Origin of the sequence: Isoptericola sp. NPDC060257 (assembly GCF_042726645.1) — a bacterium.
GTDB lineage: Bacteria > Actinomycetota > Actinomycetes > Actinomycetales > Cellulomonadaceae > Isoptericola > Isoptericola nanjingensis.
In genome coordinates, this window is the sequence record NZ_JBHXAW010000126.1 from 1 (window position 1) to 11,655 (window position 11,655).

The 11,655-nt window shown below is 74.7% G+C and carries 12 protein-coding genes; 4 read left to right on the forward strand and 8 right to left on the reverse strand.

Going from position 1 to position 11,655, the window contains the following annotated elements; all coding sequences use genetic code 11:
• Positions 1-109 precede the first annotated feature (109 nt).
• Entirely contained in the window at positions 110-973 is an 864-nt protein-coding gene (locus ACFWEK_RS11915) for a polyphosphate kinase 2 family protein (RefSeq protein ID WP_430544953.1), read from the forward strand.
• A 15-nt stretch (positions 974-988) separates the two neighbouring features.
• Here the strand turns inward: ACFWEK_RS11915 and ACFWEK_RS11920 are convergent, their stop codons facing one another.
• Together ACFWEK_RS11920 and wecB are read right to left on the reverse strand one after the other, a co-directional pair.
• Entirely contained in the window at positions 989-2,410 is a 1,422-nt protein-coding gene (locus ACFWEK_RS11920; RefSeq protein WP_430554182.1) for a glycosyltransferase family 2 protein, read from the reverse strand.
• Positions 2,407-3,825, reverse strand: coding sequence for a non-hydrolyzing UDP-N-acetylglucosamine 2-epimerase (gene wecB / locus ACFWEK_RS11925; protein ID WP_430554183.1), 1,419 nt, complete (start codon positions 3,823-3,825; stop codon positions 2,407-2,409). The genes ACFWEK_RS11920 and wecB overlap by 4 nt, the downstream gene beginning before the upstream one ends.
• A 124-nt stretch (positions 3,826-3,949) precedes the next feature.
• On the opposite strand from wecB, the gene ACFWEK_RS11930 reads away from it, so the two are divergent.
• On the forward strand, positions 3,950-4,432 hold the full coding sequence (locus tag ACFWEK_RS11930) for a VOC family protein (protein ID WP_430544956.1): 483 nt from the start codon (positions 3,950-3,952) through the stop codon (positions 4,430-4,432).
• 97 nt (positions 4,433-4,529) lie between these two features.
• Entirely contained in the window at positions 4,530-5,351 is an 822-nt protein-coding gene (locus ACFWEK_RS11935) for an exodeoxyribonuclease III (protein ID WP_430554184.1), read from the forward strand.
• An 87-nt stretch (positions 5,352-5,438) separates the two neighbouring features.
• Here ACFWEK_RS11935 and ACFWEK_RS11940 read toward each other — a convergent pair whose 3' ends face one another.
• From ACFWEK_RS11940 to ACFWEK_RS11955, 4 genes are all read right to left on the reverse strand, one after another.
• Positions 5,439-6,734 (reverse strand): alkaline phosphatase, encoded by a 1,296-nt coding sequence (locus tag ACFWEK_RS11940; protein ID WP_430554185.1) that lies wholly within the window; start codon positions 6,732-6,734, stop codon positions 5,439-5,441.
• 125 nt (positions 6,735-6,859) lie between these two features.
• Complete coding sequence (galK, locus tag ACFWEK_RS11945; RefSeq protein ID WP_430554186.1) at positions 6,860-8,098, reverse strand: galactokinase; 1,239 nt, start codon at positions 8,096-8,098, stop codon at positions 6,860-6,862.
• A 74-nt stretch (positions 8,099-8,172) separates the two neighbouring features.
• Complete coding sequence (locus tag ACFWEK_RS11950) at positions 8,173-9,327, reverse strand: Mrp/NBP35 family ATP-binding protein (protein WP_430554187.1); 1,155 nt, start codon at positions 9,325-9,327, stop codon at positions 8,173-8,175.
• A 9-nt stretch (positions 9,328-9,336) separates the two neighbouring features.
• On the reverse strand, positions 9,337-9,933 hold the full coding sequence (locus tag ACFWEK_RS11955; protein ID WP_430554188.1) for an AAA family ATPase: 597 nt from the start codon (positions 9,931-9,933) through the stop codon (positions 9,337-9,339).
• A 110-nt stretch (positions 9,934-10,043) separates the two neighbouring features.
• Between ACFWEK_RS11955 and ACFWEK_RS11960 the strand changes: the two genes are divergently transcribed.
• Entirely contained in the window at positions 10,044-10,841 is a 798-nt protein-coding gene (locus ACFWEK_RS11960; protein ID WP_430544962.1) for a maleylpyruvate isomerase family mycothiol-dependent enzyme, read from the forward strand.
• Between the two features lie 15 nt (positions 10,842-10,856).
• Here the strand turns inward: ACFWEK_RS11960 and ACFWEK_RS11965 are convergent, their stop codons facing one another.
• Both ACFWEK_RS11965 and ACFWEK_RS11970 read right to left on the reverse strand, forming a co-directional pair.
• Positions 10,857-11,360: a DUF1003 domain-containing protein gene (locus ACFWEK_RS11965; protein ID WP_430544963.1), complete on the reverse strand. Its 504-nt coding sequence runs from the start codon at positions 11,358-11,360 to the stop codon at positions 10,857-10,859.
• Positions 11,353-11,655, reverse strand: a 303-nt coding sequence (locus ACFWEK_RS11970) for a CBS domain-containing protein (protein WP_430554189.1), incomplete at its 5' end; no start/stop codon positions are given. The genes ACFWEK_RS11965 and ACFWEK_RS11970, both read right to left, overlap by 8 nt.

Genomic DNA, 11,655 nt, shown 5'->3' on the forward strand with positions numbered 1-11,655 from the left:
GGGCCGGGTGGGCTCCCGCCGCGACGAGGTCGGCGACGGCGGACTTCGGGTCGCGGCCGGTCACCAGGGACTCGCCGACGAGGACGGCCGCGTCCGCCATGATGTGCGCATGGTCGCGAGAAGCCAGCGTGGGTGGTCGGGCGAGCCGGGCGAGCTCCTGAGGGTAGGTCCGGGGTTCCGCCTCGCGGACGTCGACCCGGGCGCGAAGCCCGGGTACGACGGGAAGAAGAAGGACGGCGCGGCCGACCTGCTCGCCGGCGAGCACGAGCTCGACGAGCTGCAGGAGCGCCTGTACGCCCAGAGCCGCGAGGACCCGTCCGCGCCAGCGGTGCTGCTCGTCCTGCAGGCGATGGACTCCGCGGGCAAGGGCGGCATCGTGCGGCACGTCATCGGCGCCACGGACCCGCAGGGCGTGCACCTCGTGGCGTTCAAGAAGCCGACGCCGCAGGAGCTGGCGCACGACTTCCTCTGGCGCGTCGAGAAGGAGGTCCCCGAGGCCGGCTACATCGGCGTCTTCGACCGCTCGCACTACGAGGACGTGCTCATCGGGAGGGTGCGCGAGCTCGCGCCCCCGGAGGAGATCGAGCGGCGGTACGGCGCGATCAACGCGTTCGAGTCCGAGCTCGCGGCGCGCGGCACCCGCATCGTCAAGGTGATGCTGCACATCTCGCCCGAGGAGCAGAAGGCGCGGCTCGGCGAGCGCCTGGAGCGCCCCGACAAGCACTGGAAGTACAACCCCGGCGACGTCGACGAGCGCCTGCAGTGGCCCCGCTACATGGAGGCCTTCCAGACCGTCTTCGAGCGCACCTCCACCGACCACGCGCCCTGGTACGTCGTCCCCGCGAACGCCAAGTGGTACGCCCGCCTCGCCGTGCAGGCGCTGCTGCTGGGCGCGCTCGAGGACATCGACCCGCAGTGGCCCGCCGCGACGTTCGACGTCGAGCACGAGAAGGCGCGCCTCGCGGCGTCGTGACGCTCAGCTCGACACTCAGCCCGCCGTGGCCGGCCCGGCCGCCTGCTCGACGTCGTCGGGCAGGTTGGCGTCGAGCGGCTCGCGGTCGGTCTTGGTCCACGTGCGCCGCCCGGCGAGCTCGCGGACCAGCGCCACCGTGACGACCGGCCACAGCAGCCACGTGTAGAGCATGTACGGGATCAGCCCGAACACCGCCCGCAGCAACGGGTGGCGCCCCGGCTCGTCGGTCATGAGCAGGGACAGGAAGCTCGGCACCAGGGCGATCGTCGCGAAGAACACCAGCGACGGCCACCACCCGGAGTGGAACGGGACGTCGCCGAACAGCCAGAACACCAGCGACAGCACCAGGCCGAGCCCCATGAGGAGCTGCAGCAGCGGCATCAGCAGGTAGGCGAGGTGGTCGACGCGGGCCCCGACCGACACCGGCGCCCGCAGCGCGCCCCGCAGCAGGCCGAACGCCTGCCAGTTCCCCTGCGCCCAGCGCACGCGCTGCTTGAACAGGCGGCGCATGCTCGTCACGCCCTGCTGGTCGACGGTGGTCAGGACCGTCTGGCGGCCGCGCCAGCCGGCACGGATCAGCCGCACGCCGATGTCCTGGTCCTCGGTGAGGCGGTCGCGCCACGGGCCGCGCTCGATCCCCGGCGGCAGCTTCTCCGTGACGACGACGTCGTCCAGCGCCGCGAGCCGCACGTACTGCCCGTTGCCGCCCATGTTCGCCGTGCCCCACGCCGACCGCCCGAGCTGGTAGACGTACGCCATGACGCCGAACTCCACGTCCTGGCCCCAGGTGAGGTAGTGCCGGCGGTTGTAGATGCGCACCAGCGCCTGCACGCCGCCCACCCGTTCGTCGGTGAACGCGCCGGCCAGCGCCCGCGGCGCGTCGGCGGGGATGCGCCCGTCGGCGTCCACGACGCCGACGACGACGCGCGTCGTCGGCCAGCGGGCGTACCGCCCGGTGAGGACCTCGTCCTGGACGAACTCCCACGCGTCGTCGAGGCCCGCGGACTTGCCCACGCGGGCGTCCGGCAGCTCGCGGCGCAGCACCTGGAGCTCGGGCACCCGGGCCCGCAGCCCGGCGAGGACCTCGGGCGTGCGGTCGTCCGACCCGTCGTCGATGACGACGATCGCCTTGTGGGTCGCCTCGACGGCGACGAGCCGGCCCACGCTGTCGGCGATCGTCACCTCCTCGTTGAGCGCGGGCACGACGAAGACCCACAGGTAGTCCTCCTCGTGCGCGGACTCGACGGCCTCGCGCTGGCGCCGGCGCTCGAACCACGCGCGGACGACGAGCCAGACGATCACGCAGAACGTGACCAGCGTCAGGGCGAGCAGGAACCACATGAGCACCTGCACGCCCACCGGCATGCCGCGGTACGGGTCCCACCACGGCGCCGTCGTGGCCACGGTCGTCGCGGCCGTCGTCGCCAGGCCGGTCACTCGGCGGCCCAGTGGGGCGAGGAGGAGCCGGACGACGTGCGCGGCGGTGCGTCGTACGGGTCGACCGTCGACCTCGGGGCGATGACGACGTCCTCGAGGTCCTGCGGCACGCGGTCCACGGGGCTGGGCTCTCGCACGAACTCCGGACCGTCGACGGCGTCGCTGCGGTGGAACCCGGCCCACTCCAGCACCTGGGCGCGCACGAAGCCGGGGCCGGACGTGTGGGGTACGGGAGAGTTGAAGACCAGGTGCTCCAGGGCGTCGACGATGCGCTCGGCGGCGCGCCCGTCCCCGTACGGGTTGGGCTGCCGGGAGAACGCGGCGTGCGCCGCGGGGTCGGTGAGCACCCGGATGGCGGCGTCGACGATCGTGTCGGCGTCGGTGCCGACGAGCTCGAGGGTGCCCGCCTCGACGCCCTCGGTGCGTTCGGTGGTGGTGCGGGCGACGAGCACCGGGACGCCGAGCGCCGGCGCCTCCTCCTGGATGCCCCCGGAGTCGGTGATCACCAGGGTCGAGCGCGCCAGCAGACGGGCGAACGTGTGGTACTCCATCGGCGCGGTGAGCGTCACGGCGTCGACGTCGCCGAGCTCGTCGCGCACGGTCTGCGCGACCCTGGGGTTCGGGTGCACCGGCACGACGAAGCGGACGTCCGGGTGCGCGTCGGCCAGCCGGTGCACCGCCCGCGCGATGCTCCGGATGCCCTCGCCCCAGTTCTCGCGGCGGTGCGCGGTGACGGTGACGACGCGCGACGTCGCGTCGTCCTCCAGCCACGCCAGCTCGGGCCGCGCGTAGGGCACCTCGCGCGCGGCGGCCCACTGCAGCGCGTCGATCCCGGTGTTGCCGGTGACGAACGTGCGCCCGATGTCGACGCCCTCGCGCACGAGGTTCTGCACGTTGCTGCGCGTGGGGGCAGCGTGGAAGGAGGCGATCCGTGCGACGAGCTGGCGGTTGAGCTCCTCGGGGAACGGCGAGAGCGTCGTGCCGGTCCGCAGCCCGGCCTCGACGTGGATCACCGGGATGCGCAGGTGGAACGCGGCGACGGCGGCCGCCGCAGCGCTGGAGGTGTCGCCGTGCACGATGCAGGCCGCGGGGTAGTGGTCCTCGCGGATGCGCCCGGTCATCCGCTCGGGCGGCGGTCCGTACCGGCCGGCGACGAACTCGTCCAGCCCGGCGATCACCGACGACGAGAGCTGGTTCAGCGTCAGGCCCGGGCGCCCCACGCCGAGGTCGCCGGCGACCTCGCACCCGGCCTCCTGCAGCACGTAGTCCACGAGCTCCTTGTGCTGCCCGGTCGTGACGACGACCGGGCGCAGGCGCGGGTGGTCCTGCAGGCGCTGGATCAGTGGGAACAGCTTGATCGCCTCCGGGCGGGTGCCCAGCACGACCAGGATCTCGGGGCTGACGGGAAGCGGCATGTCTCTACCTTCGTCGAGCGGGATGCCGGGTACGCGCCGGCACCGATGAGTTCCGGATCGCCCGCGGGTCGGAAGGGTGCTGCACCGGCCGCGAGGGGACGGTGCCCGTCAGGAGGGAGCGGCCATGGTGACCGCACGCACGCACCTGTGGTTCGGGAACAACCGCGCGCACGAGGCGGCGGCCTTCTACGCCGAGCACATCCCGGGGTCGTCGGTGGAGTCGGTCCTCACGTCGCCCGAGGGGGTGCCGGGGGCGGCGGCCGGCGAACCGTTCGTCGTCGAGTTCACGGTAGCCGGGCTTCCTGTGACGGGCCTGAACGCCGGCCCGGAGTTCACGTTGAACGAGGCGTTCAGCTTCTACCTGCGCGTGGACTCGCAGGAGGAGGTGGACCGGTACTGGGAGGTGCTCACGTCCGACGGCGGCGAGCCCGGGCCCTGCGGCTGGTGCAAGGACAGGTTCGGCATCTCCTGGCAGGTGATCCCGAAGCAGCTCGAGGAGCTGTCCGGCGACTACTCGACGGAGGCGAACCTGCGCACCATGAACGCGATGCTGAAGATGGGCAAGATCGACGTCGCCGGGCTGGAGGCCGCCTACCGCGGGGAGTGACGCACCCGACCCCTGCGGGCCACGGGGGTGTCGGCGCGGTGTGATGAGGTTGCGGACGCGACCTGAGGTCGATGGCGTCGTGTGATCAAATTGCCGCGTGCTGACCGTCGCCACCGCCAACGTCAACGGCATCCGTGCCGCCTTCCGCCGCAACATGGACGCCTGGATCGCCGCCCGCACCCCCGACATCCTGCTGCTGCAGGAGGTGCGGGCCCCCGACGAGCTCGTCCACGAGTACCTCGAGGGCTGGCACGTCGCGCACCTGCCGAGCGACCTCAAGGGCCGCGCGGGCGTGGCCGTCGCGTCCCGGCTGCCGCTGCACGCGGTTCGCATGGGCCTCGCCGCCCACGGCCCGGACGGCGAGCCCGAGCCTCCCGTGGACACGGGCCGCTGGGTCGAGGCGGACGTCGAGCTGCCCCACGGCGGGCTGCTCACCGTCGTCTCCGCCTACCTGCACTCGGGGACGAACACCCCGGGCAAGGAGCACACGATGACGGCCAAGTACGCGCACCTCGACAAGGTCACGGCGCGCCTCGCAGAGCTCGCCGCGGCCGAGCGCCCCGCGGTCGTCGCCGGCGACCTCAACATCGCCCACCGGAACGTCGACATCGCGAACTGGAAGGGCAACCTCAAGAACGCGGGCTTCCTGCCGCAGGAGCGGGCGTACGTCGACCGGTGGCTCGACGAGCTCGGCTGGGCCGACCTCGGCCGCGCGCACGGGGGCGAGGGCCCCGGGCCCTACACCTGGTGGTCGTGGCGCGGGCAGTCGTACGTCAACGACCGCGGGTGGCGCATCGACTACCAGCTCGCCAACGCCGCGCTGGCCCCGCGCGCCGTCAAGGTCGAGGTCGACCGCGCCCCGACCTACGAGGAGCGCTGGTCCGACCACGCCGCCGTCGTCGCCACCTACGACCTCTGACCGACCTCCGACCGACCCCTGTCGTTGTGGGTGGGATGGTGGCCCGTCTCGACGCCGGAGAGGGGCCACGATCCCACCCACAACGGGTCAGCGGTGGCCGCGGGGGAACATCGCCCGCTGCACGGCGTCGTGCACGTCGGTGTTGAGCTCCGGCCCGGACAGGAGCTCGGCGCCCGGCCCCTGCGCCGTGATCGGCGTGGCCTCGCCGGTGTGCCCGCCGGTGGTCCAGTCGACGGTGAACTCCAGGTCGGAGCCGGGGATCGGGAAGGGGCCGTCCTCGGCGGTCGCGCCCTCGCCCGACTCGTCCTCGGGATCGACGTTCTCGATCGCGAGACCGCCCGTGGCATGGTCGCCGACGACGAGCACCAGCGTGTCGCGGTGCTTCTTCTGGAAGTCGAGGGCGAGCGCGACGGTCTCGTCGAGGGACCGGCCCGCCTCGATGGTGCGCGTCGCGTTGCTCTGGTGCGCGAACTCGTCGATCGCCTCCTCCTCGAGGAACAGGAAGAAGCCGTCGCGGTCGCGCTGGAGCACGTCGAGCGCCTTGGCGGCCATGTCGACCAGCGGCACCTCGGGGGAGTAGACGTCGCCCTCGCCCTCGTTCGCCTGCTGGAACATCTCCTCGTTCGCGAACAGTCCGAGCAGCTTGCGGCCGTCCGCGTCGGCGAGGCCGTCGGCGTCGCTCACGTACGTGTACCCGAGCTCCTGCGCCCGCTCGACGAGGTTGCCCTTCGTGCCCTTGCTCTGCTCCTCCGGGTCCTCGGCGGGGTTGTCGGGCCACGCCCCGGGCTCGCCCTCGGGGTACCAGAAGTCCTCGCCCCCGCCCAGCAGGACGTCGGGGCGGGACTCCTCCAGGTACTGCCGCGCGATCTCGCTCTGGTCGTACCTGTCGGTGACGTGCGCCCCGAACGCTGCCGGGCTGGCGTCGGTGACCTGCGCCGTCGAGACGAGGCCGGTGGCCTTGCCGGCGCGCCTCGCGTCCTCGAGCAGGGTGGGAACCGGGTTGCCGTCGACGTCGACGCCCACGGCGCCGTTGAACGTCCGCACCCCGGTGGCGAAGGCGGTCGCGCCGGCGGCCGAGTCGGTCACCGCGTCCTCGGGGTCGGCGGAGTCGGTCGCGGTCCAGCCGGCCTCGTCGAGCGAGTCCATGACGAGGTGGCCGTCCTTGCCCATGGTCGCCAGGCGGATCAGCTCCCGGGCCGCCAGGCCCATGCCGTCGCCCTGGAGCACGATGACGTTCCGCGCCCGGTCCCGGTCGTGCCGTCCGTCGTGCCCGCCGCGCCCGCGGTCGTCAGCGCCGGCCGTCGCGCCGACGGCCGTCCCTGCGGCGACCACTGCCGTGAGCGCCGCCGCTCCGACGCGGCGCATCGTGGTGCGTGCTGCCATCGCTCCTCCTCGAACGATCGAGCCCGGCGACGTCGTGCCGCCGCGCCCCCGCACCGTAGGCAGGCGCCCGCGTCACCGGCATCCGGGGGGAGGAGCCGCAGGTCGCGCGCGGTCAGGCGGCCCGGTCAGGCGGTGCGGCCCGCCGGCGCCGACGGCGGCGCGAGGAGGAACCCCGGCTCCCGCAGCCCGGCGGCGTCGAACGCGTCCTGCACGGCCGCGGCGACCGTGTCGACGGCGTCCGCGCGCACCAGCGCGATCGCCGAGCCGCCGAAGCCGCCGCCCGTCATGCGCGCGCCGAGCGCGCCCGCGGCCAGCGCGGCGTCGACGACGAGGTCCAGCTCGCGGGCGGAGACCTCGTAGTCGTCCCGCAGCGACGCGTGGGACGCGACCATCAGCGGCCCGACCTCGTCCGCACGCCCCGCCGCGACGAGGTCGCGGAACCGCGCCGTGCGGTCGATCTCGGTGACCACGTGCCGCACCCGGCGCGCCAGGGCGCCGTCGGGGTCGTGCGGCGCGAGCGCGGCGAGCGTCTCGTCCAGACGGGCCGGGTCGACGTCACGCAGCGTCTCGACGTCGAGCAGCACGGCCGCGCGCTCGCAGGTCGCCCGACGCTCGGCGTACTGGCCGTCGACGAGCGCGTGCTCCGCGCGGGTGTCCACGACGAGCAGCGTGAGGCCCGCGGCCGCCAGGTCGAACGGCACGGGCGTGCCGGACTCCAGCGCGGACAGGCCGGGCCGCGAGTCGACGAGCAGCGCGTGCCCCGCGGTGGCGCGCAGCGACGCGGCCTGGTCCATGCCGCCCGTCGGGGCGCCGGCGATCTCGTTCTCCGCGCGCACGCAGGCCGTGACGAGGGCCGCGCGGCCCGCGTCGTCCGCCGTGAGCCCGAGGTCGCCCGTCTCGTCGAGGGCCACGGCGACGGCGCACTCCAGCGCGGCCGACGACGACAGCCCCGCGCCGAACGGCACGCACGAGTCGACGACGGCGTCGAAGCCGCGCACCAGGTGGCCGTCCTGCGCGAGCGCCCACGCGACGCCCGCGACGTACGCGCCCCAGCCCGTCACCGCGCCCGGCGCGACGTCGGCCAGCCGCGCCGTCCAGAGCTCGCCGGGCGCCTGCGCCGAGCCGAGGCGCACGACGTCGTCGTCCCGGTGCCGCAGCGCGACGTACGTGCGGTGCGGCAGCGCGGTCGGCAGCGCGAGGCCGCCGTTGTAGTCGGTGTGCTCGCCGATGAGGTTGACCCGGCCCGGGGCGGACCAGACGCCGTCGGGCGCGCCGTCGTCGCCGAAGACCCGGGCGAACAGGTCGCGGACGCGGCGGGCCCCCTCGTCGTCGGACCAGGACTCGAGCCACTCGGGCGTGCTCATGGCGGGGGACAGCTCCTTCGCAGGGGTGGGCCGGGGGTGGCGCCGGCGGGGCGCCCGGGCGAGGCTACCGTGCGTCAGCCCTGGACGGGGCTGAGGTTCAGCCGCATGCCCGCGAGGCCGCGGGACCTGGCGGCCAGGGAGCGGGCGACGTCGCGCAGCACGCGCGCCCCGGCGGAGTCCGGGTCGCTGAGCACCACGGGCGTGCCCTCGTCGCCGGCCGCGCGGACCGCGACGTCGAGCGGCACCTGGCCCAGCAGCGGCACCGGCGTGCCGAGCGTGGCGCCCAGCCGGTCCGCGACCCGCTGGCCGCCGCCGGAGCCGAACACCTCGAGCCGCGACCCGTCCGGCTGCTCGAGCCACGACATGTTCTCCACCACGCCGACGACGCCCTGCGACGTCTGGGTGGCGATCGACCCGGCGCGCTCCGCGACCTCCGCCGCCGCGGCCTGCGGGGTCGTCACGACGACGATCTCGCTGCCGGGCAGCAGCTGCGCCACCGAGATGGCGATGTCGCCGGTGCCGGGCGGCAGGTCGAGCAGCAGCACGTCCAGGTCGCCCCAGAACACGTCCGCGAGGAACTGCTCCAGCGCGCGGTGCAGCATCGGCCCGCGCCACACGACCGGCTGCCCCTCCGGCACGAACATGCCGATCGACACGACCTTCACGCCGTGCTCGATCGGGGGCAGCAGCATCGAGTCCACGCGGGTGGGCTGGCGGTCCACGCCGAGCATGCGGGGGATCGAGAAGCCGTAGATGTCGGCGTCCACGACGCCGACGTTCAGCCCGTCGACCGCCATCGCGGCCGCGAGGTTCGCCGTCACGCTCGACTTGCCCACGCCGCCCTTGCCGGAAGCGATCGCGTACACCTTGGTGAGCGAGCCGGGCTGGGCGAACGGGATCACGGGGTCGCCCGCGCCTCCGCGCAGCTGCGAGCGCAGCGACTGCCGCTGCTCCGGGGTCATGACGCCGAGCTGCACGTCCACGCCGGTCACGTCCTCGAGCGCCTCGACCGCGGCGGTGACGTCGCGCACCAGCGTGCCCTTCATGGGGCAGCCGGCCACCGTGAGGTCCACGCCCACCGTGACGCGGCCGTCGTCGTGCACGTCCACCGAGCGGACCATGCCCAGGTCCGTGATGGGCCGGCGGATCTCCGGGTCGACCACCGACGTCAGGGCGGTGCGGACGCGGTCGGTCAGCGGTGCGAGGCCGTCGGGGGAGCCGGTGGTCATGCCTCGATCCTAGGCGTGGCGGGCGGCGGCGCCGGTGCGTCGTCGGTCACGGCCGGACAGCGCCGTCGTGACCCGGAGGGCCAGCGCGCCGACGTCCACCGGGCGGGTCGTGTCCTGCCGCACCACCGGGCCGAGCGCGAGGGGCGCGGCCCCGGCGGACCAGGCCGCCCACTCGGCCGTCAGGTCCCGGTCGTCGGCGTGCACCGGGTGGCGGTCCGGGCGGGACTCGTAGCGTCCGCGCGCGACGTCGGGCGGCACGTCGCACCACACCTCGACGACGGCGTCCGCGCCCGCGGTCGCGAGCCCGCGCAGCGCGTGGTCCAGGTCGCGCGGCCGGAACCACCACGACTCGACGACGACGCGCGGCAGCGGCGCCGCGGCCAGGCGCCACACCGCCTCCATCGCCGCCGCCCCGACGACGGACGCCCCGACGACGGAGGAGGCCACGGCCAGGGACCGCGCGCCCGGCCCCACGGCGTCGGCCAGGGCCTCCTTGACGGCGTCCTTGCTCAGCCACGGCGCGCCGAGGCGCGCGGCGAGCGGGCCCGCCAGCGCCGTCTTGCCCGACCCGGGCAGCCCGTTGACCAGCACCACCTGTCGCGCCACCCCGTCGCCTCCTCCGGCCGCTGTCCGAGCCCCGCGAACGGGAGGATACCGGGCCGTGCGGACGGCACGGCGCCGCGCGGCGCGGGGTGCCCGGGGCTACGTTGACCTGCATGGATGCGATCGCCTCCCTGGCCCGGGACTCGGTTCTGCTCGTGGCGGCCGTGCACGCCGCCCCCGCCGACGCCGAGGTGCCGGCCTGTCCGGGGTGGACCGCCGACGACCTCGGCTTCCATGTCGCGTCGGTGCAGTCCTTCTGGGCGTCCGTGGTGGGCCGCGAACCGGGGACCGGCCTGCCGGCCGGCGACGTCGTCCCGCCCGAGCGGCCCGCCGGCGACGCCGCCCTCGCCGCGCTGCTGCACGACGCGGCGGCACACCTCGTCGCGGCGCTCGCGGGCCGCGACCCGCGCGAGCCGTGCTGGTCCTGGCACCCCGACGGTCACACCGTCGGGTGGGTGACCCGCCGCCAGCTGCACGAGGCTCTCGTGCACCGCGTCGACGCCGAGCAGGCGGCGGGCCGCGGGGTCACGCCGCTCGACCCCGAGATCGCGGCCGACGGCGTGGACGAGGTGCTCGACGTCCTGCTCGGCGGCCATCCGGACTGGACGACGTTCACGCCGGCGGGCGGCGTCGTCGCCGTCGTCGTGGACGCCCCGGGCGAGGCACCCCGTCGCTGGGACGTGGAGCTCGGGCGCGTGCGGGGGACCGGGCCGGAGTCCGGGCGGGAGTACGACGTGCCCGGCGGACGCCTGGTCCACCCGGACGGCGAGCCCGCGGCCGTCGTCGCGGGCACCGCCGCCGACCTCGACCTGTGGCTGTGGGGGCGAGGCACGGCCGAGTCGCTCCGGGTCACCGGCGACGCCGCGGCCGTCGAGGCGCTCCGCGCCGCCGCCGTCGACGCCATGCAGTGAGGGCGCCGCCCCGCGTCAGGACGAGGCGTCCCTGCCGCGTCCCGGCTCTTTCTCGTCGAGCTCCTCGAGCAGGTTCCGGATCTCGGAGCGGACGAAGTCGCGCGTCGCGACCTCGCCCAACGCGATCCGCAGCGCCGCCATCTCCCGGGCCAGGTACTCCGTGTCGGCGAGGTTGCGTTCCGCGCGCTGCCGGTCCTGCTCCGCGGTGACGCGGTCGCGGTCGTCCTGCCGGTTCTGCGCGAGCAGGATGAGCGGCGCGGCGTAGCTCGCCTGCAGCGACAGCATGAGGGTCAGCGCGGTGAAGCCGTTCGACGCGGAGTCGAACCGCAGCGACTCCGGTCCCCAGGAGTTCCACGCCAGCCACAGCGCGCAGAACACCGTCAGATAGATGAGGAAACGCGGCGTGCCCAGGAAGCGGGCGATGCCCTCCGTGGCGCGGCCCACCGCGTCCTGGTCCATCTGCGGCCGGGGGATGAGGGTGCGGCGGGCCTCCTTCGGCTGGTCGAGGCGGTCAGCCACGCGGCACCTCCTCGAGGTTCTCGTCGACGTGCTCGCGCCAGTCGTCCGGGAGGATGTGGTCGAGCACGTCGTCCACGGAGACCGCGCCCAGCAGCCGCTTCTCGCTGTCGAGGACGGGCAGCGCGAGCAGGTCGTAGGCCGCGAGCAGGCGGGTCACCCGGCCCACCGGGGCGTCCGGCGTGAGCCACTCCGTGTCCGTGTCCAGCACCGACCCGACCGACGCGTGCGGGGGCTCGCGCAGGAGCCGCTGGAAGTGCGCGACGCCGAGGAAGCGTCCCGTGGGCGTCTCCAGCGG

Excerpts from the sequence above, each read along its gene's own strand:
- ACFWEK_RS11915 (WP_430544953.1), top strand. The coding sequence starts at position 110 with ATGGTCGCGAGAAGCCAGCGTGGGTGGTCGGGCGAGCCGGGCGAGCTC.
- ACFWEK_RS11930 (WP_430544956.1), top strand. The coding sequence starts at position 3,950 with ATGGTGACCGCACGCACGCACCTGTGGTTCGGGAACAACCGCGCGCAC.
- ACFWEK_RS11950 (WP_430554187.1), bottom strand. The coding sequence starts at position 9,327 with ATGACCACCGGCTCCCCCGACGGCCTCGCACCGCTGACCGACCGCGTC.
- ACFWEK_RS11960 (WP_430544962.1), top strand. The coding sequence starts at position 10,044 with ATGGATGCGATCGCCTCCCTGGCCCGGGACTCGGTTCTGCTCGTGGCG.
- ACFWEK_RS11940 (WP_430554185.1), bottom strand. The coding sequence starts at position 6,734 with ATGGCAGCACGCACCACGATGCGCCGCGTCGGAGCGGCGGCGCTCACG.
- wecB (WP_430554183.1), bottom strand. The coding sequence starts at position 3,825 with ATGCCGCTTCCCGTCAGCCCCGAGATCCTGGTCGTGCTGGGCACCCGC.
- galK (WP_430554186.1), bottom strand. The coding sequence starts at position 8,098 with ATGAGCACGCCCGAGTGGCTCGAGTCCTGGTCCGACGACGAGGGGGCC.